This is a genomic window from Bacillus sp. FSL H8-0545, from assembly GCF_038006105.1.
GTDB lineage: Bacteria > Bacillota > Bacilli > Bacillales > Bacillaceae_G > Bacillus_A > Bacillus_A cereus_U.
Genome location: NZ_JBBOUO010000001.1, coordinates 1,523,864 through 1,548,033 on the forward strand (window position 1 = coordinate 1,523,864; position 24,170 = coordinate 1,548,033).

The window sequence follows — 24,170 nt, forward strand, 5'->3', positions numbered from 1 at the left end:
GGTAATGATGGAAAGAAGAGTGCCGATTACAGTTGAGGAGGCTGTTCGTAAAGTAATGGGATTTGCTAATTGTGGTGTAAAAGAACTAGTACCACTTGAATTAGCATACGGGCGTACGTTAGCAGACGATTTAGTAGCGGATCACTATGTCCCATCTTTCGATCGCTCGCCATATGATGGATTTGCTATTAGGGCAGAAGATACTTCGAGGGCAAGTCGTGAGAATCCAATTGTATTTGAAGTAATCGGTGAAATTGGAGCAGGCTCTGTATTCCATAAAGAAGTAGAAGCGTTTCAAGCAGTTCGAATTATGACAGGGGCACAAATTCCGAAAGGATGTAACGCGGTCGTCATGCTAGAACTGACTCGTCATCGTCAATATGAGAATATCGGAAAAAGCTATATGGAAGTGAGGCGCTCATTTAAAGAAGGGGACAATATTTCCTTTCAAGGTGAAGATGCGCGTAAAGGAACTGTTCTCGCAAAAAGGGGTTGTTACATTAATCCAGGTATTTCAGCTCTTCTTGCTACATTCGGTTATAGCGAAGTGCCAGTAGCGAAAAAGCCTATCATTGGACTATTAGCGACTGGGAGTGAGCTTCTCGATGTAAATGAAGAACTACAACCTGGGAAAATTCGAAATAGTAATACGTATATGATATCGTCTCAAATTCGAAGAGCTGGTGGAAGAGTAAAATACTTTGGGAAGTTTAGTGACGATTTTAATACGTGCTACGAAGCAGTGAAGAAAGCGTTAAGTGAAGTGGATATGTTAATTACAACTGGTGGTGTTTCGGTAGGGGATTACGATTATTTGCCAGCGATATACGAAAAATTAGGCGCGTCAGTTCTTTTTAATAAAGTAGCCATGCGGCCGGGAAGTGTCACGACAGTAGCGCAATTAAATGGAAAATTACTATTCGGATTATCAGGAAATCCATCTGCTTGTTACGTAGGCTTTGAATTATTCGTAAAACCTAGCATTCGTACGTATATGTTTAGCGAAAAACCACATGTAAAACGAGAAAAAGCAATGCTCGGAGAAGATTTTCTAAAACCGAACCCATTTACAAGATTTGTACGAGGTAAGCTGAAGTATAACGAAGGACAACTAATCGCTTATCCATCAGGATTTGATAAATCTAGTTCCGTTTCTTCATTAGCTGAATCAAACATTTTTATCGTACTACCAGGCGGAACGAGAGGATATAAGAAAGGGATGTTTGTAGACGTTCTTTTATTAGAAGATAAGGAAGGTAGTGAATGGCCTTGGACATTCCGAAAAGTGGGGAGAGGTTTTGATGGGACAAGCTCGATTTGAAATTGTAGATACTCCGATTGTAGTCGAAGAAGTAACGAATAAAGTAGCAAGACGAGAAGCGGGAGCCATTACAACTTTTATTGGAACGGTTAGGGAATTAACGAAAGGAAAACGAACGTTACATCTTGAGTATGAAGCATATAAACCGATGGCAGTAAAAAAGCTTACTGAAATTGGAGAAGAAATTAAGAAACAGTGGCCGGATGCAAAAATAGCAATCACGCACCGAGTAGGACGATTAGAAATAATGGATATCGCAGTTGTCATTGCAGTATCGTCACCACATCGTAAAGTAGCGTACGAAGCGAATGAATACGCAATTGAACGTATAAAGAGAATCATCCCAATTTGGAAAAAAGAATTTTGGGAAGATGGAACGGAGTGGATTGGAGATCAACTCGAAAGTACTCCATATCCAGAAGGAAAACCAAAGAAAGAAGAATGAGAGAATGATTACAATTTTACTGTTCGCAAATTTACGAGAAGAAGTCGGTTCAGAGAGATTAGCAATAATAGAAAAACGAGAGATGAATGTTCATCAATTGAAAAAATGGCTGAAAGATAACTATCAATTACAGACGCTAGATAAAGTTATGGTGGCAATTAATGAAGAATTTGTAACGGACGAAAATACTGTAAAAGCCGGAGATACCGTTGCGTTTATCCCGCCTGTAAGTGGAGGTTAATTTTTTCTATTTGAGTATCAAAATTTTCATACGTTAAGGAGAATCATTATGAGTGAATTTTCGCACTGGAATGAAGAGGGAAGAGCTAAAATGGTTGATATCTCTCAAAAGGATAGTTCAACACGCACAGCTATTGCGCAAAGTACAATTTCTTTATCAAATGAACTATTTGAAGCAATTCAAAACGGAGGATTGAAAAAAGGAGACCCGCTTCAAGTAGCACAAGTGGCTGGCATAATCGGTGCTAAAAAAACAGCGGATATTATTCCGATGTGTCACCCGATATTAATCCAAGGAACAGACTTTACGTTTCATTATGAAAAGACAAGTGATGGGTATGAGTTAACGATACGAGCAACTGTAAAATGCAGCGGAAAAACAGGAGTAGAAATGGAAGCATTAACTGCCGTATCGATTGCCGCCCTTACTTTTTACGATATGTGTAAAGCAGTTGATAAAACGATGGTCATGAAAGAAACATATTTAGTTCAAAAAACGGGTGGGAAAAGCGGAGACTTTTTTCATCAAGTAAAATAATTACAATGGAAGGAATGTGTATGATGATTACTCACGAACAAATTATGAACGCTTTAAGCCATGTAGAAGATCCAGAGTTACACAAAAGTATTGTGGAATTAAACATGGTTAGAAATATAAATATTGATGGTACGGAGATTCAACTAAAAGTAGTTTTAACGATACAAGGTTGTCCGTTAAAAGCAAAAATTCAACAAGATATTGAAGAATCTCTTCGAAACATTGGGGCATCAAAAGTTTCTTTAACATTCGGATCGATGACACCGGGAGAAAGAGCAGCATTAACAGCGTCTTTAAAGAAAGAAGCTAGAACAGAAACAGGAATGCCTAGTATGCTTCGACCTGATTCAGGGGTACATTTTATTACTATAACGAGCGGAAAAGGCGGAGTCGGAAAATCAACTGTGACGATTAACCTTGCTACTGCTTTAGCACGTATGGGGAAAAAGGTTGGAATTTTAGATGCAGATATATACGGATTTAGTATCCCAGCTATGATGGAAACGAATGAAAAACCAACAATGATCGATCAAACAGCAATTCCAGTCGTAAGTCATGGTGTTAAAATTATGTCGATGGGATTTTTTACAGAAGGCAATAACCCAGTCATGTGGCGCGGACCGATGTTAAACAAATGGATTCAAAACTTCCTTGCGAACACGCACTGGGGAGAACTAGACTATCTTCTTCTAGATTTACCACCTGGAACAGGAGACGTTGCCATTGATGTCGCTGCAATGATTCCACAAGCGAAGGAAATAATCGTTACAACTCCTCATAACGTAGCTTCATTTGTCGCGTCTAGAGTAGGAGTAATGGCAAAACATACGAAACACGATATTTTAGGTATCGTTGAAAACATGGCATATTACGAAGAACAAGACGGCTCAAGAAACTATCTTTTTGGAAAAGGTGGCGGCGAAATGTTAGCAGAACAACTGCAAACAGAAGTAATCGCCCAAATACCATTTGCAAAACGTGAAGAGAATAATGGCTCATGTGTATATGATGAAGATTCATTTGTTGGGGAGATGTTTATTTCTTTAGCGGAGGATATTATTTATATAGGATAGGTTTGCTTTGCTTAAAGATAGAGAGGTTAGGATGTATTTAATATACATCCTAACCTCTCTATCTGTTTATTTTGTTGTTTGTATACTATTAATTAGTGGAGATAGATAAAACCTCGACTAATTAAAGTTTCACTGACCTTTTTATTTTTATGGAATTATTCAAATATGAAGGTCTGTTTAAGATTTTAGTAACTTAGAAACTATTTGAGGAATTTGATTAGCTGGTGAAACCGTATTAAGTGCAACTAAATGCTCCATCGCAATATTCATCTCGTACGAAGACTGCCTAGCATGCATACTTAAAACACTCGTACCAATATGCATAATAGATACTCCTTATAAATTGATATAGTCATTGCTCTAAAGCTAATAAACGGCTATGAAAAGAGGACTTATGCTTACTTTATCTTTGTGTTTTAATACACGGGACGAGGGGGAAATAAGCCTTGACCGCTTCTAAACAAGGCTGGAGCTTCTCTCCAGGCTAAAAAGAAAGTTTTTAATCTATTTATATAGAAAAAACAAACCTCTCCGCAAGCAGAGCTTGCTCAGTATTTGATATCTATCATTCATGTATGTAGTTGTAGGATATATGGATTGAGAAAATATAAAAAGAAAATGTCGGAGGATGAAGAGCTATGAAAAAAGCATATCTAATAGAGATTAAACCGACAAGTGAACAAATAACCAAGATTAATCAAACGATTGGAGTGTGCAGGTATGTTTACAATCTATATCTATCTAAAAACAAAGAGATATATGAATCTGAGGGGAAATTTCTTAGTGGCTATGACTTTTCTAAATGGCTAAACAACATTTATACAACAGAGTGCGATCAGTGGATTAAAGAAGTGTCGAGTAAAGCTGTAAAACAAGCGATTATGAACGGGGATAAAGCTTTTAAGCGGTTTTTTAAGGGTTTATCTAAGTTTCCACGCTACAAGAAAAAGAAAAATGAAGATGTAAAATGTTATTTCCCTAAGAACCATAAAACAGATTGGACAGTTGAAAGGCATAGAGTAAAAATCCCTACGATTGGATGGATGAAATTAAAAGAATATGGATATATCCCAAAGGATGCGCTTGTAAAAAGCGGAACGATATCTAAAAGAGCAGGAAGATATTTTGTATCTGTGCTTTGCGAATTGGAAGAAACAGCAACGAAGCCAACACTCAATTCAACAGGTTTAGGGATCGATTTAGGAGTGAAGGATTTCGCTGTACGTAGCGATGGAAAAACTCACAAAAATATTAATAAAACAGTAAAAGTAAAAAAGATAGAAAAACGGTTAAAACGTGAACAACGTTCTTTATCGCGTAAATTTGAAAATATAAAAAAGAGAGGTGAACAATCTGTTACTAACAAAAGAGCGAATATAGATAAAAATATTCTTAGAGTGCAAAAACTACATGCCAGGCTAACAAATATTCGATTAGCGTATGTAAAGTCTATTGTAAATGATGTGGTGAAAACCAAGCCAACATTTATTACAGTAGAAGATTTGAATGTGAAAGGTATGATGAAGAACAAACATCTATCTAAAGCAGTTGCGAAGCAATGCTTTTATAAATTTCAAACATGGTTATTGGCGAAATGTGAGGAATATGGAATTGAACTACGTCAAGTAGACAGGTTCTATCCCGCGTCGAAGTTATGCTCATGTTGTGGTCAAAAGAAAGCAGACTTAAAGCTATCCGACCGAGTATATGAATGTGACTGTGGTAATGTAATGGATAGAGATTTGAACGCGTCAATCAACCTTTTACAAGCAAAAATATATACAATACTAACGTAAATAGATTGTATATATGTACGGTGGGCTACATCGGAATTTACGCCTGTGGAGTGTCACAGCAAACTGTAGTAGCGAGTTAGTGGCGAGACAGGACACGCAGAAGCAGGAATACTCTAAGAATGTACATTTGTCTATATTTTTAGTAGCAGTTGGCTAGATTTGAAATTACAAGATGATATTCCGTTAACAATTTATTTTGAAATCGGAAATACGAAAAAGAAAATTGAAGATCTGCTTCATATTACGAAAGGTACATTGTATCGTCTTGAAAATTCAACGAAAAATACGGTGCTTATTATGCTCGAGAATGAAGAGATTGGAACCGGAAAGATTTTGACGAAGAATGGGAAAATGTACGTTGAAATTGTTGAATTGAAAAGGTAGGGAAGGGGATTTTCATGAGTGGCGATAAATTGAGCCAAGAGCAAATTGATGCCCTGCTAAAGGCGGTAAATGAAGGCGAGGAAATGCCAGCTTTCGCATAAGAAGCAGGGAAGCAAGATAAATTTCAAGAGTATGATTTTAATAGACCAGAGAAGTTCGGTGTTGAGCATTTACGTAGTTTGCCAGCGATTGCGTCGACCTTTGGAAAACAAACGTCACAGGCGTTGTCAGCACGTATGCGTATTCCGATTGAACTAGAGCCTTCGACCGTTGAGCAAGTTCCGTTTACGAGTGAGTATGTGGAGAAAATGCCGAAAGATTACTATTTATATTGCGTTATTGATCTCGGCCTTCCAGAGCTTGGAGAAATTGTAATTGAAATTGATTTAGCGTTCGTTATTTATATTCATGAATGCTGGCTTGGCGGAGATAGTAAGCGTAACTTTCTAATGCGTAGACCGCTAACAGCGTTTGAGTTTTTAACGCTTGATAATATATTTGCTCTTCTTTGTAAAAATTTACAACAATCATTTGACAGCGTTGTTGCGATTGAACCGAAATTTGTAACGACGGAGACAGATCCGAATGCGCTGAAGATTACGACAGCGAGCGATATTATTTCATTACTGAACGTAAATATGAAAATAGATTTTTGGAATACGACAGTTCGTATCGGGATTCCGTTCTTATCTGTTGAAGAAATTATGGATAAGTTAACGTCTGAAAATATTGTCGAACATTCTTCGGATAAGCGTAAAAAGTATACGTCTGAAGTAGAAGTGAAAGTAAATCAAGTGTACAAGCCTGTTCACGTTGCGATTGGTGAGCAAAAAATGACAATGGGCGAGATTGAGCAAATTGAAGAAGGCGATATTATTCCGCTTCATACGAAAGTAACAGACCAACTACGTGGTTATGTAGATGGAAAACATAAATTTAATTGTTTTATCGGAAAAGATGGAACGCGTAAGGCGCTTCTATTTAAAAGTTTTATAGAGTAGGAGGATCTATATGAAGCATGAAGTATCTCCTGTGTCATTAATGGGATTAGAAGAATTTGCAGGAAAGCGAAATGAAGCGGGGAAGGCACATATTGATACCGTTTCAGATATTTCGATTGAACTTGGAGTAAAGCTTGGGAAGTCATCTATTACGCTTGGTGATGTGAAGCAGTTAAAAGTTGGTGATGTTCTTGAAGTAGAGAAAAATTTAGGACATAAAGTAGATGTATATTTAAGTGATATGAAAGTCGGTAATGGTGAAGCGATCGTAATGGATGAGAAGTTCGGCATTATTATTTCTGAAATTGAAGCTGATAAGAAACATGCCGCGCTTATGAAGGCGCAAAATCAAATGCAGGATAAAGAGTAGAGGAGGAGTCATATGTCGTATATGACGACCTTATTTCAAGTCGTTTTACTGTTTGGTGCGCTCGGCTATGGTGCATATTATATGACGAAAAAGACGCGCAAACAGCAGTTTTTTAAGCAAGGTGAAAACGGACACATTCAAGTGAAAGACGGCGTGTATTTAAATCATCAAACGAGCGCCTTTTTGTTTGAAGTGGACGGAAAGCAAGTGTTCACTGTTATTAGTAATAACGGTGTACAATCTGTGCAGTTAACAGGGACAGGAAATCAGTTTCAACAAGCGCTAGAAGACGCGGTGAAGAGTGAAACGAAAAAAGTAGAGGATCCATCATGAGAATAAAGAAACAGTTATCGTTATTTGCCGTTATTTTCGCATTTTCTATTATTTTTTCATTTGTTTTTGTAAATCCAGCGTATGCAGCCCCGAACGGCTTTATTAATTTCGAAAATGGAAAAGAGTTTACGAGTAATTCAAGTGTACAACTATTCGCGCTCGTTACCCTTCTATCATTATCTTCTTCTATCGTTCTTTTATTTACGCATTTTACTTATTTTATGATTGTTCTTGGGATTACTCGTCAAGGGCTTGGGGTTATGAATTTACCACCGAACCAAGTGCTTGTTGGACTCGCATTATTTTTATCGCTGTTTACAATGCAGCCAGTGCTTGGTCAATTAAAGAGTGATGTGTGGGACCCGATGACGAAAGAAAAAATAACAGTAAGTCAAGCTGCGGAGACGACAGCTCCGATTATGAAAGATTATATGTCGAAGCATACGTATAAGCATGATTTGAAAATGATGCTGAAAGTGCGCGGAGAAGAGTTGCCGAAAGATTTAAAGGATCTTTCACTGTTTACGCTTGTGCCATCCTTTACGTTAACGCAAATTCAAAAAGGTTTACTTACAGGGATGTTCATTTATTTAGCGTTTGTCTTTATTGATTTAATTATTAGTACACTTTTAATGTACCTTGGGATGATGATGGTACCGCCGATGATTTTAAGTTTACCATTTAAAATACTCGTTTTCGTATATTTAGGTGGATATACAAAAATCGTCGATATTATGTTTAAGACAGTCGCCTGAAGCGTTTGATGCTATGTGATAGGAGTCATATAAATGAATACGTCACCAATTATAGATATTTTCCAAACCTTTTTTTATAAAGGGGTTATGATTTTAATGCCGATTGCCGTTGTAAGTATGATTGTTGTTATTATTATCGCGGTTATTATGGCGATGATGCAAATTCAAGAGCAAACGCTGACGTTTTTACCGAAAATGGCGAGTATTGTGCTCGTTATTATCATTTTAGGTCCGTGGATGTTTCAAGAGTTAACGATGCTTATTTTAGATTTATTTGATAAAATCCCATCGCTATTGCGTTCGTACTAAGATAGGTGAACTGAAATGAATATGGAATTATGGGCGGCGACGTTTTTTGCGTTTTGTCGCATTACTTCATTTTTATATTTTCTACCGTTTTTCTCAGGCCGATCAATTCCGGCGATGGCAAAGGTTACATTTGGACTCGCTCTTTCGATTACAGTGGCAGATCAAGTGGATGTCTCTCACATAAAGACAGTTTGGGATGTAGCAGCTTATGCAGGAACGCAAATTGTAATTGGGTTATCACTTTCAAAAATTGTAGAGATGCTGTGGAACATTCCGAAAATGGCAGGGCATATTTTAGACTTTGATATCGGTTTATCACAGGCGAGTTTATTTGATGTAAATGCAGGGTCACAGTCCACTTTGCTATCAACAATTTTTGATATATTTTTTCTTATTATTTTTATTTCACTGGGCGGCATTAACTATTTCGTTGCCACGATTTTAAAGTCGTTTCAATATACAGAGGCGATTTCAAAATTGTTGACGACTAGTTTTTTAGATAGTCTACTTGCAACGTTATTATTTGCAATTACATCAGCGGTTGAAATTGCTTTGCCACTTATGGGCAGTCTATTCATTATTAATTTCGTCCTTATTTTAATCGCAAAAAATGCACCGCAATTAAACGTTTTTATGAATGCGTACGTAATTAAAATAACGTGTGGTATTTTGTTTATTGCGATGAGTGTACCGATGCTCGGTTATGTGTTTAAAAATATGACAGACGTATTACTGGAAGAGTATACGAAACTATTTAACTTTTTCTTAACGAAGTAGGGGGACGCGCATGGCAAAGGATAATAAAACAGAAAAGGCCACCCCGCAGAAGCGTAAAAAATCGCGTGAAGAAGGGAATATCGCCCGGAGTAAAGATTTAAATAATTTATTTTCCATTCTTGTATTAGCAGTTGTCGTTTACTTTTTCGGAGATTGGCTCGGTTATGAGATCGCGAATTCCGTAGCGGTACTGTTTGATCAAATTGGAAAAAATACAGATTCGACCGAGTATTTTTATTTAATGGGCATATTACTTCTGAAAGTATCGGCTCCTATATTAATACTTGTATATGCTTTTCATTTGTTCAATTATATGATTCAAGTTGGTTTCTTATTTTCTTCTAAAGTACTTAAGCCGAAAGCATCACGTATTAATCCGAAAAACTATTTTACGAGATTGTTTAGTCGTAAAAGTTTAGTAGATATTTTGAAATCACTGTTTTATATGGGATTAATCGGTTACGTTTCGTACGTTCTCTTTAAAAAGAATTTAGAGAAGATTGTTAGTATGATTGGATTTAACTGGACAGCGTCACTTACTGAAATTATTAGCCAAATTAAATTTATCTTTTTAGCCATTTTAATTATTTTAATCATTCTTTCTATTATTGATTTCATTTATCAAAAATGGGAGTACGAACAAGATATTAAGATGAAAAAAGAAGAAGTGAAACAAGAGCATAAAGATAATGAAGGGGACCCGCAAGTAAAGGGGAAACGAAAAAACTTTATGCATGCTATCTTGCAAGGGACAATTGCGAAGAAGATGGATGGTGCAACGTTTATTGTGAACAACCCGACGCACATTTCGGTTGTGCTTCGTTACAATAAACAAGTTGATGCAGCGCCTATTGTCGTTGCAAAAGGGGAAGATGAGCTCGCATTATATATACGAACGCTTGCCCGTGAACAAGAAATACCAATGGTGGAAAACCGTCCGCTCGCTCGTTCTTTATATTATCAAGTCGAGGAAGATGAGACGATTCCAGAGGATTTATATGTAGCTGTAATTGAAGTTATGCGCTATTTAATTCAAACGAACGAACTTGAAGTATAATAGCGCGTTTGGAGGGGATCTCTTTGTTTAAGATGGATTCTGCAAGAACCTATTTTTCTATCTTTTTAGCAGCGTCATTCGTTGTGGCGCTCTTAATTCCACTTCCACCATTTATACTTGATATCGTTATCGTTTTTCTACTAAGTATGTCAGTGCTTATTTATATGCGAGCTACAAGTATTAACGAGTGGGATGAATTAAAGTCATTTCCGACGATGTTGTTATTAATCGGGATTTTCCGCGTATCGATTAACGTTTCGACAACGCGAGCGATTTTAACAGACGGAAATGCGGGTCATGTTATTGAAGAGTTTGGCCAGTTCGTAATTGGCGGGAACTTATTAATTGATATCGTTATTTTTATAGTTTTAATCATATTCCAGTTTATCGTTGCAAACGGTGCGTCTCGTACTGCTGAAGTTGCAGCTCGTTTTACACTTGATTCTTTACCAGGGAAACAAATGTCTATCGATGCTGACTTGAATCAGCGTCTTATTACAGAAAAAGATGCACAGGCAAAACGAAAAAAATTAAATATGGAAACAGAGTTTTACGGAGCGATGGATGGTGCTGGAAAGTTCATTAAAGGGGACGTTATTTTCGGGATTGTCATTTTATTTGTAAACATTATTTTCGGTTTAATTGTTGGTATGATGCAGCAAGGAATGAGCTTTGCAGATGCGGCTATTCACTATACACAGTTAACTGTCGGTGACGGAATTGTAAACCAAATCGGTTCGTTAATGCTTGCGATTTCAACAGGGATTATCGTAACGCGAGTATTTGACGGTTCATCTGATACAGTAACTGAAGGAATCTTTAAAGAGTTATTAGCGCATGAAGTTGTTGTATATGCGCTGGGTGGTTTATTTATCGCAATGGGTGTTTTTACACCGTTACCATTTCTACCATTTGCTCTCGTTGGAGGCACGATTGTTTTCTTAGGAGTTCGTAATAAAAAGCGAATAAAGAAAGAAAAAGAAGACGAGCTTCAAAAAGAATTAGAGATGATTCAAGGCGATGAAGAGCAACTGCAACAAGTGGAAGATTCATTCGGAGTCTTTACGGATAAATATCCAATTATTGTAGAGCTCGGATTAGATTTAGCGGCACTTGTAAAGCAGAAGATTAACGGGGAAACAGCTCGAGATAAAGTTGTTCTTATGAGGAAGTCAATTATTACCGACCTTGGTATTAACGTTCCTGGAATTAACTTTAAAGATAATACGAGCTTTAGACCACGTGGACGTTACATTATTCGTATTAAAGGTGCAAAGGCGGCTGAAGGTGTTTTAAAATCAGGTTATTTATTAGCACTGAAAACACCGAACGTAATGGCTGATTTAGATGCAGAACCAGCGAAAGATCCAATTTTCGGCGAAGATGGATATTGGATTTTGGAGCATATGGTACAAGATGCACAAATGAAAGGCTATCAAGTGTTAGAGCCACTCAGCATATTAATTACGCATTTAGATGTTGTCGTTAGACGTAACCTTCATGAGTTAATTCAGCGTCAACATGTGAAAGACTTGATTCACTCGCTTGAAACTGATAATGGCGTTTTATTAGAAGAAATTAAGAAGAAAGAAATCGATTTATCACTTGTTCAAAATGTTATTAAACAATTGCTGAAAGAAGGAATTTCAATTCGTGATTTACCGACAATTATTGAAGGTATTATTGATGGGAAAGAAATTTATCAAAACCATGTTGATGGTGTAACGGCGTTTGTTCGTGAATGTATTTCAAAAGTTATTTGTGAGAGTGCGAAAAATCTTGATGGGAAAATTTATGCAGCACTTTTCGCTGATTCAATCGAGTTAGATGCAGATGTTGTTAATAATTCATACCAAGGTTATTTATTAAACTGGGATTTAGATTTAGAAACGCGTGTAGTAGAACAAGTACAGCGCGTTTTCAAACAAGCTCGTTTAATGGGAAGAGAGCCAGTATTATTAACGCGTAGAAAAGATTTCAGATTTGCGATTGTGAGACTTCTTGAACGTTATCAAATAGAAGCTAAAGTATTATGTATTAGTGAATTGGCACCAGAAATTGTTGTAGATCAAATTGCTTATATTGAATAGTAGGGGTGAAGTAATGGAAAGTACAGAAAAAAAAGAAGCGTTAATGCGAATAAAAGCAGCTTCGAAAAATGAATTGTATCGAAAATTATTTGACCAATATGGTACAGATTATTACTACGTTGTCGATGAAAGTGTAAAACGAAATATCCCGTTTTTTTGGAAAAAGAATTATGAAATGTTAGTCGCTTTTCCTGAGGATAAACAGGAAGAAAGTAATGAAGGCATAGCTCAGTTTCATGACCAATTAATGGATGTTGTAAATGAACCTTCAGAAGAAATTGTGAAGGCAAATGGAATTCAATCGGTACTGCACAATTTAGAAAACGTAACGACTTCTATGCCGTACGCAGCGATGCAAACAGGAAATAGTGAAGAATGGGCAAGAAAAAAAGAGAAACTATTACAACTGTTTGAAAAAGGGATTGTCGTTGTGAAACATACGGAGGCGACGAAAGTAACGAAAAAACAGCCTACTGTGAAACAAGCTATTCCTGTAAAGAAAGAAGAAGTAGTTGTTAAAAAAGAAAAGCAGGAATCTGTGCCATTTATTATTCAAAAAGTAATTCGAATGTTAGAACAAAACGATGTGGAACAATATTTCATTCATGCATATGCTGAAAAATTAAAAGTGAAGTTTGAGAATGCAACGATGATTACAGAAGAGGAAGTCATCGGATACATATTGGAAGATATGAGATCTCATTTCAATACTGAAAACGTATTTGAAAAAGAAGTACAAACGATTGCATTAATCGGTCCAACTGGCGTTGGAAAAACGACGACACTTGCGAAAATGGCGTGGCAGTTTCACGGTAAGAAAAAAACGGTTGGTTTTATTACAACAGACCACTCTCGCATTGGAACAGTGCAGCAACTGCAAGATTACGTAAAAACAATTGGAGCAGAAGTCATTGCTGTGCGAGATGAAGCAGCAATGACACGGGCGCTTACTTATTTTAAAGAAGAAGCGCGCGTCGATTATATTTTAATAGATACAGCCGGAAAAAATTATCGTACGTCAGAAACGGTTGAAGAAATGATTGAGACGATGGGGCAAGTAGAGCCAGATTATATTTGTTTAACGTTATCAGCTTCTATGAAAAGTAAAGACATGATTGAAATCATTACGAACTTTAAAGATATTCATATTGATGGTATCGTGTTTACGAAATTTGATGAAACAGCAAGTAGTGGCGAATTGTTGAAAATTCCAGCAGTATCATCAGCTCCAATTGTATTAATGACAGACGGACAAGACGTGAAGCAACATATACATATCGCTACAGCTGAACATTTAGCAAAACAAATGTTACAAACATCGTAAGAAAAGAGGTGAAGAATAAGGCGCTTGCCTTATTCAAACGAGTATGAATGGTCTTTATATAGGTTCTATGGGTATGATGAATTACATGCAGCGTTTAAATGTACACTCTAATAATGTCGCAAATGCCCAAACGGCAGGATTTAAAGCAGAAAACATGACTTCTAAAGTATTTGATGTGCAAGACACATATCGCCGCGGAGACGGATCGGCGACAAATATCGGTTCGGCCGATTACGCTGTCGTACCAGCTGCGACACATGTAAATTTAGCGCAAGGAAATGTACAAATTACAAATAGCCCTACAGATTTCTTTTTAGATGACGGTGCAGCTGGTACATCATCATTTTTCGTTACTTCTAAAAATGATGAAACACTTTTAACGAGAGATGGTAGTTTTACAGCAAATAGTGATCGTTATTTACAAACATCTGCAGGTGCTTATGTTATGGATGTAAATAATGAACGTATTCGTATTCCTGAAAATGTTGATTTCTTCGTATCTAATAATGGAGAAATTTATAGAGAAATTAATGAGGGTACTGAATTTAAACCAGATATTAAGAGGATAGTAATTGCACAGTTGCAAACAAAAACAGTAGATGCAGAAACGAATGCTCGTCTCGTGCAACGTGAAAACAAAAGCTTTACACTAGCAGAAGGTAACATCGCTGATTTACCGAATGGAACAGGGATTGTGAAAAATCATATGCTAGAAAATTCAAATGTTGATATGACGAAAGAGATGGCAGATTTAATGACGAATCAAAAAATGATTCAAGCATCGCAGCGCATCATGACTTCGTTTGATAAAATTTATGAAAAAGAAGCGAATGAAATATTGAGATAAAGGACTTCCCATTAGTGGGAGTCTTTTTTTTATTGCATTTATTTCAGTAACATCATAAAATGATATTGATAATCATTATCATTTTATGGTATTTAATAAGAATGGAAGCTGTGATGGTCGTATCACTTGCTTAACTAGGTGAATTAAAAACTAAGGGGAAGGTGTATTTATGTCTACTAAAAAGCAACTTTGCATTGGATTATGTTTAATTGCTAGAAAGAAAGAACAAGAGAGTATGTTTAATTCAGGGATAGATGAACAAGTAGAGTTGGCACTACAGGCAGAAGAGGCTAAGTTAGATTTTGTTTTTAAAGCAGATTATTTAGTAGCGCACCCGGATTTAATCGCTCGTAATAAGGGGAATGTAATTTTAGATCCGACATTATTATTTACTGCTATTGCGTATGCAACAAAAAAAATTGGAGTGGTTACGACTGCCTCCACATCGTTTTATCCACCATACATACTTGCGAGGCAATTACAATCTTTAAACTGGATTAGTAATGGCCGAATAGGTTGGAATATTGTCACATCCATTGATGGTGCAGAAAACTTTGGTGAGACAGGGATGCCGCCATCTGAGGAACGATATGCGAAAGCTGCAGAATGTACAGAGTTAGTAAGAAAACTTTGGAGAAGCCATCCTTATGAAGTTTTAAAAGAAGACAACGCAGATGTAATTAGAGAAATGGTACAGCCAATTGAGCATAGTGGTGAACATTTTGAGGTGAAAGGTCCACTTAATATCCCTCAGCGTATTTCTGGGGAAATGCCTTTATTTCAAGCGGGTGCGTCAGAGTCTGGCCGGAATTTCGCTGCTTCTGTTGCGGATGCAATTTTCGCCGCGATGCCAGATGTAGAATCAGGAATCGAACTTCGTCAAGATTTAAGAAGAAGAGCAGAAAAGCATGGCCGAAAGCAAGATGATATACGTGTATTGCCTGGTTTATATTTCTTTATTGGTGATTCATATGAAGAAGCACTAGAAATGCACAGGCAAGCTCATCAACACCTTACAAAAGAGAAGAGGTACGCTTTACTCGAAATGGTTCTCGGGTTAGACGTTAGAGGGCTTCCATTAGAAAGTAAGGTTACTGAACATATGCTACCAAGTAGGAATCAAACTGTACGTAGTAAAACACATGCCGAATTATTACGAAATTTCATCATTAAAAATGAACCAACTGTTGAGCAAATACTAGAACGACCAGAAGTTGTTGGATCTGCTCATTGGGTCGCTATTGGAACACCACAAGACATTTTTAAACAAATTATGGAAAGATTTGAAGCCGGAGCACTAGATGGATTCATTACAATTCCAGGTGGACCTCCTAAATCATTGGATTTATTCTTTAGTGAAGTGATTCCTTTATTCGTGAGAGCAGGTGTATTTAGAGAAGAGTATACAGGTTCAACTTTACGTGAGCATTTGGAGGATAATATATCAAATTCTTTGCAGTTAAAATAATAGGAACATTAAGTACAAAAAGCCTTTTAAAAGGAGGCTTTTTTATTTGTGTTTTAAAATTCAGAATAATCAGTTGACTATAAGGGACTTCTTTTCTATATTAGTAGTTATAACAATAACTACTATCAGAAAATGGAATTAGAGCTATATAGATTGTGATGGATGAAATAATAAAGGAATTGGGTTTTCCCAGTATGAATGTAAAGCTTATATAGGTGTATTAAAACATTACCTAGCAACTGGTTATGAAGTAAGTAAACAAACAGGCGTACCTCGTTCCATGATTTACGAGGTGCTCGGCAAGTTGATGGATAAAGGCGCAGTGCATTTGTTTCCTTCTGAACCAGTGAAATATGTACCTGTAGCAGCAACTGAGCTAATGGATCGAATGCGAAAAGCTTTTGAAAGATCCTTTGAATTGTTAGACCGAAAATTAAATTGTTTAGAACAGGAGCGATAAATGGATGTAATTATAGATTTAGTTCATGTCGTAACAGGAAAACGTAGTATGGAAGAAATGGAGGGAGAGAAAGGTGAATAAAGCTCAGGCACATATGACATTGCAGAGTGATGATACATTTCAACAAGGTGTAAAGGATTGTTTACCAACTGTATTTGGATATTTGAGCATTGGTATAGCGGCTGGTGTAATTGCGAAAACAGCTGGTTTCTCCATCATTGAAATTGCTTTTATGTCCACTTTAATTTACGCAGGTTCTGCTCAATTTATATTAGCAGGTATGTATGCTGCCGGTGCTCCTGCTTCGGCAATCATTTTTACCGTATTTTTTGTTAATCTACGGCACCTTTTAATGAGCGCTGCGCTTGCGCCCTACTTCACGAAAATTCCTCTATTTAAAAACTTAATAATCGGTTCGCAAATTACAGATGAAACTTTCGGCGTTGCAGTGCAGCAAGCAGCACAAAAAGGTTATTTAGGTGAAAAGTGGATGCTAGGATTAAACGTAACAGCATATTTAAATTGGATTATCGCTACAATTATTGGTGGACTCTTTGGTGAATGGATACCAGATCCTCATACGTACGGGATGGATTATGCCTTACCAGCAATGTTTATTGGATTATTTGTTCTCCAGCTTATAAGTAGTAAACCGAAACTAGCAATTCATCTTACGGTTGCGATTGTAGCTATTGTTATTGCATACGTTTCACACTTGTTTATACCAGATAGCATAGCAGTTATTATCGCAACGCTGTTAGCTGCGACGATTGGAGTGGTGATTGAGAAATGGAAATGAGATTAGACGTATTATTACTTTTACTAGCAGCAGGAGCAGTTACACTTGTGCCTCGTATATTACCTCTTCTCGTATTTAGCAAATTGCAAATTCCAGATTGGGGCTTAAGATGGTTAAATTACATACCGATTGCGATATTAGCAGCACTTTTAGCGCAAGTATTATTTATGCACGAGACAGTGCAGTGGGATTATATCATTGCGGCAATTCCGACATTTTTCGTAGCGATATATACTCGTAGTTTATTAGGAACAGTATTAACAGGAGTCATTGTAATTATTTTGTTACGTTTATTTTTCTAAAAAGGATTCAGCTCATATAATAGCGAAAGGTGTAATAACATGAAATATATAGGGGTGGTGTTATGATACTTTTAACGATAGGCGCTATTTTATTAACGGTATTCATTTTCTTTATTATCGGTTTTATTACGTTTATGATGGTTGTTGATAAGGCGACACCTCAAATTTACTATACACCTTGTGAATCAGTAACAGTGAAATCTAAAGGTAAACATAGAAGGAAGAAAAGTTGAGTGTTGGCTTTTCTTCCTTCTGTTTTTATATTCCCGAAAGAACTAACAACAATAATCCAAATAGAAAACTAATAAAGTGAAACTTTAATCAGTGGGGGGGGTGTTCATCCCCCACTGATTATTAGTTGAACCAATCGGGCGTTTACGGGCAGTTAATCTCTCACCTAACATCTTTGCTTCAGCCGAATTTTGAGGTGGGAGTCTTACTGCCCGTTAATGCGGGATAAAAGAAAGAAAACCGATAGAGATGGAAAAAATACGATTGTTCTTCCATTCGCGTGCGAAAACGATAAAGCCTAAAACGCAAAGGAAAAACCAAATAGGTAGAAACATAAATCGACTAACTTTCTCAGGTAGTAATGAATAAAAATTTGTTAAATATAATATCCAATTCGCAAAAAATAGAGCACATACGATGAATGATTGTAAGTAGGGTCGTGTTAAAAAAGTTCCTTTTTTAATTGTCATAAAAATGAGAGCTAATGCTGAAATGAAGGGAATTATTATGAATATGAGCAATAGTAATGTTAGTGACATGTCAAACTCCTTTATAATATTGTTTGCGTAAGAAACGAATCTATTAGGTTGTATGCTTGCTTTGTAGAGTGCTCGTTATATTTTTCAGTGTACGGATTTAAAAATCCATGTTCACCGTGTAGTTGATTTATTTCTAATAAAGGATTATTTTGTTGCTGCAATGTTTGGATTAAAGAGGATACTGAAAAACTAGCTTCTTGTTCAGGAAAAATAAGTAAGGTAGCACATGTAGGTTTAATATGAATATAGTCACGTATACGGGAACCGTAACACCCAATGATAAAATCTATTTTTGAATTGTTACTACAGAGCCAAGCAATTGTCGCTCCAACGCTAAAACCGATAAGTCCAATATGTGTGTAACTACAGGAAAGGTTAGTAATGAGTTCTTCAATTTGCTCTTTTCCATCATCAAATCCAATGTGATTCATAAAATGCTGATATGCTTTTTCTTAATCACTATAATGAAATGCATGTTGTGATTGTAGAAGGTTAGGACAAAATACATCTATATGAGATGAAGTGAAGCGGTCTATAACGTGCTGCATATGATCATTTACACCGTATATTTCATGAACAACAACGAGAGCTGATTTTTTCTTCATAGTTACAATGTACCTCTATGAAACTTATATTCTTTCTCAACAAGGCAGATGCGCAGGTGGAAGTTTTCATACCATTGCTCACGGCCTCTTTTTTTCGCTTCTTTATGTAAGGTGTTCTTTTTCCAATTTTCAATTGCTTCAAGTGACTCCCAATAAGAAATTGTAATGCCGAGTCCAGAATTACCACGTGCGCTTTCGACACCTAAAAATCCAGGTTGTTGTTTCGCAAGGTCCTCCATTTTTTCAGCAACGGTACTATAGTCTGTTGTATCATTTGATAGGTTAGAAGTGAATATAACTGCATAATAGGGCTTGTTTTTTTCTAAATCATATTTCATTATTTTTCCCCCTTAATGTATAGTGCGAATAATTAATTCATAGTTTGTATTTTAGCAGGTTAAAAAAAGAAAAGAAGTAGAAGATTCTTATTTTTTTTAGGTGTTGTAAAACAGAGGATAGAAGTGATTTATATTAAGTAATCTAAAGTAAGAAAAATGCCACTTCAAAAAAAAGAAGTGGCATTTTTTATATTTCCTCTAAGCTATTAACTGGAACTGTTAATTCGCGTCCTGGATTTTTCACTTCATATATGCGGGCGGTTTCGTTGCTTTCGTCGACGTGTTGAATCGTAACAGGCATGCCTTGAAAATTGACATTAGCAAGTTCTGATGACACAGAAAGCTCTTTTGCGCGTTGTATATTCATTTATATTCCTCCCATCATTATTATCTTTGCTAAAAAAGAGGAATAATATACCATTTCGAGACATTCTTAAAGCTTTTGTATTATTTGTAATGTTTCTTTAATAAATGAAGAGAAGGTGGAATCAGGATAGGACTGTATGATTTCATGTGCTTCTGTTATTTCCGCCAGAGCCCTTTTTTTATCGTTAAGTTTTACATAACAAAGGGCACGATATGCACCAGCTGTTGTAAGCCACGCTTGATCAAGTGGATGGTTCATATAATCCGGCATGATACCACGTTGCAATGTTTGTAAAGCCTCCTCATAACGTTTTAAGCCGTATAAAGCTTTTCCTTTTTCAAGATAATACAATCCATCGTCTTGAAAAATTGGTTCATCTTTAAGTTTTTCTCGAAATTGTTCTAGGTGTTCTAATGCAATTGTATATTCATTAGTAATTGTGTTGTAGTAGTAAGCTTTTAAAAGATCAATAATAGCAATGGATAAAGTATCTTCTGTAAAAATGGCGAATTGCTCCGATTTTTTTATGTAATATAAATATTTTTCTTTATCAGCTGTAATGACTTTTTGGTAAGATAAAATACGGTAAAATTCGTCTGTTTTATAATACACTTGATGTTTTTTTGAAAATGCGAGTGCTTCTAATATGTTTTTTTCACATGTTTCATAATCGCCACATGCTAGTAAAATGATGGCTTCATATAAACATAACTCGATATGTATAATGAGATCCATTTCTAAATGTTTCTCTTCGTAGTCATTTCGGATACTAGCTATAAGTTGTAAACATTCAGCGTACTTTTTACGTGTGAATATCGTAAAGGATAATTTTAATTTTGTTTCCGTACTGTCGCGGTATAACGTATATTTTTCAAAAATAGAAGTAGCCTTTTCAACGTAATATTCAATGTTATAATCTTTCATAATCGCCGCAGCTGTTACAAATTGTTTATATAAACGAGCGGTATTTAAAGTAGAAGGTAGCTTTTTTTGAACGATAGGTAGTAAAGTCTCATATACTTCATCACATTTATTTGCCTTTATTAATGGCTCCATTTTTTGAATGAGTTCTACAATTTCTACATCATCTTCTTCTAGTAAAAAACTCGTTTCGCATCCAAGTTTTTTAGCGATGTATTGTAATGTTTTCATGGAAGGTGTAGCTTTTCCATTTTCAATTTGACTTAGCATACTTTTTGTCAGTTCTGAACCTGCTAGCTCAGTTTGAGTAAACTTTTTTTCTTTTCGTAACGTTTTAATTTTTTCGCCTAGAGTAGCCATCATATGCTCCTTTATAATTAAAAAGTTAAATACAATTAAACTTTTTGTTGTAAAAATTGGAAAGTTGATTATATAATAAGTTTAACATAATTTAACTTTTAAGGGGAGAGTGTCATAATGGGGGATGTAAGTATAGGTCAAAATGATTCAAAAATGAAGATTGCAACGAGAAATATTATGCTAATGATGATTGGGAAAATGACATCTTTATTAGGTGCAGGTATTTATACGTTTGCAATGGGATTATACGTATTAAAGACAACGGGTTCAGGAATGGGATTTGCAACTACGCTAATTTGCGGATCAATACCAAGAATGATCTGTGGACCAATTGCAGGTGCTATAGCTGACCGTGTGAACCGAAGATGGCTTGTCATTGGTACTGATTTATTAAGTAGCTTAACGATGCTTATTATGTTTATTCTGGCTACTATGTTTGGACCATCACTTCTGTTTATTTATGTTTCAGCAGCATTATTATCAATTTGTGCAAGTTTTTATTCTGTTGCAGTAACTTCGTCTATTCCTAATTTAGTAGATGAGGAGCGTATTCAAAAAGCGAGTGCTTTGAACCAGACGGCAGCATCTTTATCAAATATTTTAGCGCCAATTATTGGCGGAGTTGTATTTGGTTTCTTTTCGATTAAATCGTTTTTCCTGCTAAATAGCATTACATTCTTTTTAGCGGTTATTGTGCAATTATTTATCGTATTTGATTTATATAAAAAAGAAATGGCTGAAAGTAAAGAGCATTTTTTGACGAGTATAAAAGAAGGTTTTTCATATGTAAAACGACAGCATGAAATATATGGTTTAATGAAAATTGCAGTAGGGGTAAACTTTTTTGCGAGTGCACTTTTCGTTTCACTTCCGTATATTATTGTTCAAAATTTGCATTTATCCTCGAAGCAACTCGGTGTTGTAGAGGGAATGTTAGCAGTCGGGATGCTAATTGGTGCAATTGTTTTATCAGTACGTAAAGAAGTGAATAACCCGTTTCGCTCTGTTTATATTGGGCTGTTTTTATTTGCGGGCTTGAGTTTATGTACAGTCTTTCCATTGTTAGTTACCATTCCGAAAGTAGTAAGTTTTATTTACTATATCGCTTTTATGATTTTAACTGGTATATCAATGATGGTTGTAAATATACCGATGCAAGTACATATGCAAAAGACGACAGATCCAAACTATTTAGGACGTGTATTCGGTTTACTTGAAACAATTTCTACCGCAATCGCACCGCTCGGTATGATTGTATATGGATTATTATTAGATATGTTGCCGACTAGCATTGTTATGATGACATTAGGCGGAGGATTATTGTTAGTTGTATTAGTGGGAGTAAGAAAGCATGTGGCGAAAAAGCAAGTGGATGTGTCGGCCTGAAAAATAAGAAAGTAATAAAAAATTGACTGGAAACAATAAAAATGACCATATTAGTATTTTAGTTTTTGAAACTCTTTTTCATGTATGTTACAGTAAAGTGAGCAGGCAAAGAAAAGGAGAAAACATCATGAAAAAATTAAGTTTTGTAATGCTTTTTCTGTTAGTCGTAATGACTGGATGTAGTAATTATGACACGTATATTGAAACAGGTATGCAATCATTGAAAAATGAAAAATATAGTGATGCGATTATGTGGTTTGAAAAAGCGGAAAAAGAAAAATCAGGAAATGAAGCGAAGGCATATAAAGAAGTCGCTCAGTTACTAGATCACGGTGCGACAGCATTAAAAGACGGTAAGTATTCAGAAACGAAAGATATTGCAAATGAAGTATTACAAAAGAAAAAAGATGATGCACTTGAAAAAGCTGTAACATCAAATGCAGAGAATATGCTTCAAAAAGCAAAAGATGTGGAAGAGAAAGTAAATGAAAGGGTGGCAAAGCGGAGAAAGATAGAAGAAGAGGGAATCGATAAATTAATTAAAGCTGTCGATAGTATAGATGATGTAAAAGAAAAAGAGAAGAAAGTCTCAGAAACATTAGATAAGGTTGAAGAGGCGCAAGCAAAAATTGAGGAAAAGAAAAATAAATAGAGATATAGTTTAAAAGGCTGTCGTGTATAACGACAGCCTTTTAATTTTTTGCTGTAAAAGAAGTAATGCTATGTAGTAAAAAAGAGATGATTTTAGAATTCCACCTGTCCTCATGATGAATGGTATAAATATTACGCTGAAATTCAAATCCAGGGATTGGTATATAGCATAGCTCATTTCGTTGTACTTCTTGTTCAATAGCAAGTTTAGAAATAAAGGCAACCCCATTACCATATTTTAAAATTTGTTTCATCGTTTCTAATGAATCTAGTTCAATTTCAGATTGGAATGTAATGTTATGTGCTAACGTCCATTGTGTAAGTAAATCTCTCGTTGTAGACGGGTTTCGATGCAATAATATACGTTCTTTTTCGATATCTTGTAAGGATACACTTTCTTTTTTTGAAAAATGATGTTCTTTGGAAAAAGCAAGAACAAGTGTATCAGGTATTATTTTTGTTTGTTTTAAAAGTGGTTCATCAAACGGCGCCGCAGAAATTACCCCGAGATCAATTTCATGATTTTGTAGCATCGTTCGAATTTCAGGCGCAGTTTTTACCAGGAGTGTTATTTTTATATTAGGAAATTCGCATTGAAATTGATGAACAACTTCTGGTAAAAGATAAGTCGCTGGTACATAACTAGCACCAATTGTTATAGCACCTTTATTAAAATCTTTAAACTCCTGTGTGACCCGCCTAGCTTCTTTCATAAGTGCATCTATTTTACAAGCATAATGATGCAACGCCTCACCAGCCTCTGTTAAGAAATACCTTCCAGAACGTAATTCGAATAAAGACACACCGAGTTCCTCTTCTAAGCTTTTTATATGAAATGTAATAGTAGGTTGTTTAACGCCAAGTTTTTCTGCAACAATCGTAAGCTTTTTGTATTTCTTAATAAGCACTACAATTTCTAATTTTAAGAGATTCATTATGAGTTAACCGCCTTTTTTATTTTAACTATAGAAAAAATCTATAGAAATAAATAGTTTATTAGAAGTTTTTTAATTTAATCTTTACAGTACATTAACATTCAGTATAAATCTTCCATATAGAATGAAAGCAGGTTAAGAATGAGGG

At 35.8% G+C, this 24,170-nt stretch carries 28 protein-coding genes and 4 pseudogenes; 25 read left to right on the forward strand and 7 right to left on the reverse strand.

All coding sequences use genetic code 11. The annotated features are described in order from the left end of the window. The first annotated feature begins 7 nt into the window (after positions 1 to 7). The 5 genes from MHI07_RS08060 to MHI07_RS08080 are packed head-to-tail and all read left to right on the forward strand — an operon-like array spanning position 8 to position 3,617. The gene (locus tag MHI07_RS08060; RefSeq protein ID WP_340826885.1) at positions 8 to 1,321 is read left to right on the forward strand and encodes a molybdopterin molybdotransferase MoeA; all 1,314 of its coding nucleotides are present in this window, start codon (positions 8 to 10) and stop codon (positions 1,319 to 1,321) included. Next, positions 1,302 to 1,766 (forward strand): molybdenum cofactor biosynthesis protein MoaE, encoded by a 465-nt coding sequence (locus tag MHI07_RS08065; RefSeq protein ID WP_340822958.1) that lies wholly within the window; start codon positions 1,302 to 1,304, stop codon positions 1,764 to 1,766. Before MHI07_RS08060 ends, MHI07_RS08065 begins: the two co-directional genes overlap by 20 nt. A 4-nt stretch (positions 1,767 to 1,770) precedes the next feature. Continuing rightward, positions 1,771 to 2,007 carry a molybdopterin converting factor subunit 1 gene (moaD, locus tag MHI07_RS08070; protein ID WP_340822960.1) on the forward strand — a complete coding sequence of 79 codons (237 nt, stop codon included), beginning with the start codon at positions 1,771 to 1,773 and terminating at the stop codon, positions 2,005 to 2,007. A gap of 48 nt (positions 2,008 to 2,055) precedes the next feature. After that, positions 2,056 to 2,544 (forward strand): cyclic pyranopterin monophosphate synthase MoaC, encoded by a 489-nt coding sequence (moaC, locus tag MHI07_RS08075; RefSeq protein WP_340822962.1) that lies wholly within the window; start codon positions 2,056 to 2,058, stop codon positions 2,542 to 2,544. Positions 2,545 to 2,564: 20 nt separating this feature from the next. Next, positions 2,565 to 3,617, forward strand: a complete 1,053-nt coding sequence (locus MHI07_RS08080) for a P-loop NTPase (protein ID WP_340822963.1) — start codon at positions 2,565 to 2,567, stop codon at positions 3,615 to 3,617. Between the two features lie 177 nt (positions 3,618 to 3,794). Here the strand turns inward: MHI07_RS08080 and MHI07_RS08085 are convergent, their stop codons facing one another. Then, the gene (locus MHI07_RS08085) at positions 3,795 to 3,941 is read right to left on the reverse strand and encodes a hypothetical protein (RefSeq protein ID WP_340822965.1); all 147 of its coding nucleotides are present in this window, start codon (positions 3,939 to 3,941) and stop codon (positions 3,795 to 3,797) included. Positions 3,942 to 4,145: 204 nt separating this feature from the next. On the opposite strand from MHI07_RS08085, the pseudogene MHI07_RS08090 reads away from it, so the two are divergent. From MHI07_RS08090 to MHI07_RS08175, 18 genes and pseudogenes are all read left to right on the forward strand, one after another. Further along, positions 4,146 to 4,259: pseudogene (locus MHI07_RS08090) on the forward strand (IS607 family transposase); the annotation flags it as partial. Beyond that, the gene (locus MHI07_RS08095) at positions 4,256 to 5,413 is read left to right on the forward strand and encodes an RNA-guided endonuclease InsQ/TnpB family protein (protein WP_445661747.1); all 1,158 of its coding nucleotides are present in this window, start codon (positions 4,256 to 4,258) and stop codon (positions 5,411 to 5,413) included. The pseudogene MHI07_RS08090 and the gene MHI07_RS08095, both read left to right, overlap by 4 nt. Positions 5,414 to 5,572: 159 nt before the next feature. After that, positions 5,573 to 5,797: a flagellar motor switch protein FliN gene (locus MHI07_RS08100; RefSeq protein ID WP_002189074.1), complete on the forward strand. Its 225-nt coding sequence runs from the start codon at positions 5,573 to 5,575 to the stop codon at positions 5,795 to 5,797. Positions 5,798 to 5,811: 14 nt separating this feature from the next. Continuing rightward, positions 5,812 to 6,798: pseudogene (fliM, locus tag MHI07_RS08105) on the forward strand (flagellar motor switch protein FliM). Between the two features lie 10 nt (positions 6,799 to 6,808). After that, positions 6,809 to 7,168, forward strand: a complete 360-nt coding sequence (fliN, locus tag MHI07_RS08110) for a flagellar motor switch protein FliN (protein WP_340822968.1) — start codon at positions 6,809 to 6,811, stop codon at positions 7,166 to 7,168. A gap of 12 nt (positions 7,169 to 7,180) precedes the next feature. Continuing rightward, entirely contained in the window at positions 7,181 to 7,501 is a 321-nt protein-coding gene (locus MHI07_RS08115; RefSeq protein WP_000121176.1) for a hypothetical protein, read from the forward strand. Then, complete coding sequence (locus MHI07_RS08120) at positions 7,498 to 8,256, forward strand: flagellar type III secretion system pore protein FliP (RefSeq protein WP_002126633.1); 759 nt, start codon at positions 7,498 to 7,500, stop codon at positions 8,254 to 8,256. Before MHI07_RS08115 ends, MHI07_RS08120 begins: the two co-directional genes overlap by 4 nt. Before the next feature lie 33 nt (positions 8,257 to 8,289). Further along, positions 8,290 to 8,565, forward strand: a complete 276-nt coding sequence (locus tag MHI07_RS08125) for a flagellar biosynthetic protein FliQ (RefSeq protein ID WP_002011993.1) — start codon at positions 8,290 to 8,292, stop codon at positions 8,563 to 8,565. 15 nt (positions 8,566 to 8,580) lie between these two features. Then, positions 8,581 to 9,342 carry a flagellar biosynthetic protein FliR gene (locus MHI07_RS08130; protein ID WP_001055697.1) on the forward strand — a complete coding sequence of 254 codons (762 nt, stop codon included), beginning with the start codon at positions 8,581 to 8,583 and terminating at the stop codon, positions 9,340 to 9,342. 10 nt (positions 9,343 to 9,352) lie between these two features. Next, positions 9,353 to 10,399 carry a flagellar type III secretion system protein FlhB gene (gene flhB / locus MHI07_RS08135; RefSeq protein WP_078180560.1) on the forward strand — a complete coding sequence of 349 codons (1,047 nt, stop codon included), beginning with the start codon at positions 9,353 to 9,355 and terminating at the stop codon, positions 10,397 to 10,399. 23 nt (positions 10,400 to 10,422) lie between these two features. Beyond that, positions 10,423 to 12,489, forward strand: coding sequence for a flagellar biosynthesis protein FlhA (gene flhA, locus MHI07_RS08140; protein WP_340822973.1), 2,067 nt, complete (start codon positions 10,423 to 10,425; stop codon positions 12,487 to 12,489). A 13-nt stretch (positions 12,490 to 12,502) separates the two neighbouring features. Next, positions 12,503 to 13,813 (forward strand): flagellar biosynthesis protein FlhF, encoded by a 1,311-nt coding sequence (flhF, locus tag MHI07_RS08145; RefSeq protein ID WP_340822975.1) that lies wholly within the window; start codon positions 12,503 to 12,505, stop codon positions 13,811 to 13,813. A gap of 43 nt (positions 13,814 to 13,856) precedes the next feature. Continuing rightward, a complete protein-coding gene (locus MHI07_RS08150; protein WP_340822978.1) occupies positions 13,857 to 14,660 on the forward strand; it encodes a flagellar basal-body rod protein FlgG in 804 nt (267 codons plus the stop codon). A 169-nt stretch (positions 14,661 to 14,829) separates the two neighbouring features. Further along, a complete protein-coding gene (locus MHI07_RS08155; RefSeq protein ID WP_340822980.1) occupies positions 14,830 to 16,128 on the forward strand; it encodes an NtaA/DmoA family FMN-dependent monooxygenase in 1,299 nt (432 codons plus the stop codon). Positions 16,129 to 16,306: 178 nt separating this feature from the next. After that, positions 16,307 to 16,585 (forward strand): annotated as a pseudogene (locus tag MHI07_RS08160) (TrmB family transcriptional regulator); the annotation flags it as partial. Positions 16,586 to 16,682: 97 nt separating this feature from the next. Further along, the gene (locus tag MHI07_RS08165) at positions 16,683 to 17,387 is read left to right on the forward strand and encodes an AzlC family ABC transporter permease (protein WP_445661756.1); all 705 of its coding nucleotides are present in this window, start codon (positions 16,683 to 16,685) and stop codon (positions 17,385 to 17,387) included. Further along, complete coding sequence (locus MHI07_RS08170) at positions 17,378 to 17,689, forward strand: AzlD domain-containing protein (protein WP_033710413.1); 312 nt, start codon at positions 17,378 to 17,380, stop codon at positions 17,687 to 17,689. Before MHI07_RS08165 ends, MHI07_RS08170 begins: the two co-directional genes overlap by 10 nt. A gap of 62 nt (positions 17,690 to 17,751) precedes the next feature. Further along, a complete protein-coding gene (locus MHI07_RS08175) occupies positions 17,752 to 17,922 on the forward strand; it encodes a DUF3951 domain-containing protein (RefSeq protein ID WP_002158467.1) in 171 nt (56 codons plus the stop codon). A 213-nt stretch (positions 17,923 to 18,135) separates the two neighbouring features. Here the strand turns inward: MHI07_RS08175 and MHI07_RS08180 are convergent, their stop codons facing one another. From MHI07_RS08180 to MHI07_RS08200, 5 genes and pseudogenes are all read right to left on the reverse strand, one after another. Further along, a complete protein-coding gene (locus tag MHI07_RS08180; RefSeq protein ID WP_215570152.1) occupies positions 18,136 to 18,459 on the reverse strand; it encodes a hypothetical protein in 324 nt (107 codons plus the stop codon). 11 nt (positions 18,460 to 18,470) lie between these two features. After that, positions 18,471 to 19,064 (reverse strand): annotated as a pseudogene (locus MHI07_RS08185) (dienelactone hydrolase family protein). 2 nt (positions 19,065 to 19,066) lie between these two features. Continuing rightward, entirely contained in the window at positions 19,067 to 19,402 is a 336-nt protein-coding gene (locus MHI07_RS08190; RefSeq protein ID WP_340822982.1) for an antibiotic biosynthesis monooxygenase family protein, read from the reverse strand. Positions 19,403 to 19,589: 187 nt separating this feature from the next. Continuing rightward, complete coding sequence (locus MHI07_RS08195; RefSeq protein WP_002158456.1) at positions 19,590 to 19,769, reverse strand: H-type small acid-soluble spore protein; 180 nt, start codon at positions 19,767 to 19,769, stop codon at positions 19,590 to 19,592. 66 nt (positions 19,770 to 19,835) lie between these two features. After that, positions 19,836 to 21,050, reverse strand: a complete 1,215-nt coding sequence (locus MHI07_RS08200; RefSeq protein ID WP_340822983.1) for a helix-turn-helix transcriptional regulator — start codon at positions 21,048 to 21,050, stop codon at positions 19,836 to 19,838. A gap of 117 nt (positions 21,051 to 21,167) precedes the next feature. Between MHI07_RS08200 and MHI07_RS08205 the strand changes: the two genes are divergently transcribed. Both MHI07_RS08205 and MHI07_RS08210 read left to right on the forward strand, forming a co-directional pair. After that, positions 21,168 to 22,436 (forward strand): MFS transporter, encoded by a 1,269-nt coding sequence (locus tag MHI07_RS08205; RefSeq protein ID WP_340822984.1) that lies wholly within the window; start codon positions 21,168 to 21,170, stop codon positions 22,434 to 22,436. 127 nt (positions 22,437 to 22,563) lie between these two features. After that, positions 22,564 to 23,088: a DUF4398 domain-containing protein gene (locus MHI07_RS08210; protein WP_070169975.1), complete on the forward strand. Its 525-nt coding sequence runs from the start codon at positions 22,564 to 22,566 to the stop codon at positions 23,086 to 23,088. A 40-nt stretch (positions 23,089 to 23,128) separates the two neighbouring features. On the opposite strand, the gene MHI07_RS08215 is transcribed toward MHI07_RS08210, so the two are convergent. Further along, positions 23,129 to 24,022, reverse strand: a complete 894-nt coding sequence (locus MHI07_RS08215; protein WP_340822985.1) for a LysR family transcriptional regulator — start codon at positions 24,020 to 24,022, stop codon at positions 23,129 to 23,131. Positions 24,023 to 24,170 lie beyond the last annotated feature (148 nt).

Coding starts and splice junctions, on each gene's coding strand:
- MHI07_RS08060 (WP_340826885.1), top strand. CDS start 8: ATGGAAAGAAGAGTGCCGATTACAGTTGAGGAGGCTGTTCGTAAAGTA.
- MHI07_RS08065 (WP_340822958.1), top strand. CDS start 1,302: ATGGGACAAGCTCGATTTGAAATTGTAGATACTCCGATTGTAGTCGAA.
- moaD (WP_340822960.1), top strand. CDS start 1,771: ATGATTACAATTTTACTGTTCGCAAATTTACGAGAAGAAGTCGGTTCA.
- moaC (WP_340822962.1), top strand. CDS start 2,056: ATGAGTGAATTTTCGCACTGGAATGAAGAGGGAAGAGCTAAAATGGTT.
- MHI07_RS08080 (WP_340822963.1), top strand. CDS start 2,565: ATGATGATTACTCACGAACAAATTATGAACGCTTTAAGCCATGTAGAA.
- MHI07_RS08085 (WP_340822965.1), bottom strand. CDS start 3,941: ATGCATATTGGTACGAGTGTTTTAAGTATGCATGCTAGGCAGTCTTCG.
- MHI07_RS08095 (WP_445661747.1), top strand. CDS start 4,256: ATGAAAAAAGCATATCTAATAGAGATTAAACCGACAAGTGAACAAATA.
- fliN (WP_340822968.1), top strand. CDS start 6,809: ATGAAGCATGAAGTATCTCCTGTGTCATTAATGGGATTAGAAGAATTT.
- MHI07_RS08115 (WP_000121176.1), top strand. CDS start 7,181: ATGTCGTATATGACGACCTTATTTCAAGTCGTTTTACTGTTTGGTGCG.
- MHI07_RS08120 (WP_002126633.1), top strand. CDS start 7,498: ATGAGAATAAAGAAACAGTTATCGTTATTTGCCGTTATTTTCGCATTT.
- MHI07_RS08125 (WP_002011993.1), top strand. CDS start 8,290: ATGAATACGTCACCAATTATAGATATTTTCCAAACCTTTTTTTATAAA.
- MHI07_RS08130 (WP_001055697.1), top strand. CDS start 8,581: ATGAATATGGAATTATGGGCGGCGACGTTTTTTGCGTTTTGTCGCATT.
- flhB (WP_078180560.1), top strand. CDS start 9,353: ATGGCAAAGGATAATAAAACAGAAAAGGCCACCCCGCAGAAGCGTAAA.
- flhF (WP_340822975.1), top strand. CDS start 12,503: ATGGAAAGTACAGAAAAAAAAGAAGCGTTAATGCGAATAAAAGCAGCT.
- MHI07_RS08150 (WP_340822978.1), top strand. CDS start 13,857: ATGAATGGTCTTTATATAGGTTCTATGGGTATGATGAATTACATGCAG.
- MHI07_RS08155 (WP_340822980.1), top strand. CDS start 14,830: ATGTCTACTAAAAAGCAACTTTGCATTGGATTATGTTTAATTGCTAGA.
- MHI07_RS08165 (WP_445661756.1), top strand. CDS start 16,683: ATGACATTGCAGAGTGATGATACATTTCAACAAGGTGTAAAGGATTGT.
- MHI07_RS08170 (WP_033710413.1), top strand. CDS start 17,378: ATGGAAATGAGATTAGACGTATTATTACTTTTACTAGCAGCAGGAGCA.
- MHI07_RS08175 (WP_002158467.1), top strand. CDS start 17,752: ATGATACTTTTAACGATAGGCGCTATTTTATTAACGGTATTCATTTTC.
- MHI07_RS08180 (WP_215570152.1), bottom strand. CDS start 18,459: ATGTCACTAACATTACTATTGCTCATATTCATAATAATTCCCTTCATT.
- MHI07_RS08190 (WP_340822982.1), bottom strand. CDS start 19,402: ATGAAATATGATTTAGAAAAAAACAAGCCCTATTATGCAGTTATATTC.
- MHI07_RS08195 (WP_002158456.1), bottom strand. CDS start 19,769: ATGAATATACAACGCGCAAAAGAGCTTTCTGTGTCATCAGAACTTGCT.
- MHI07_RS08200 (WP_340822983.1), bottom strand. CDS start 21,050: ATGGCTACTCTAGGCGAAAAAATTAAAACGTTACGAAAAGAAAAAAAG.
- MHI07_RS08205 (WP_340822984.1), top strand. CDS start 21,168: ATGGGGGATGTAAGTATAGGTCAAAATGATTCAAAAATGAAGATTGCA.
- MHI07_RS08210 (WP_070169975.1), top strand. CDS start 22,564: ATGAAAAAATTAAGTTTTGTAATGCTTTTTCTGTTAGTCGTAATGACT.
- MHI07_RS08215 (WP_340822985.1), bottom strand. CDS start 24,022: ATGAATCTCTTAAAATTAGAAATTGTAGTGCTTATTAAGAAATACAAA.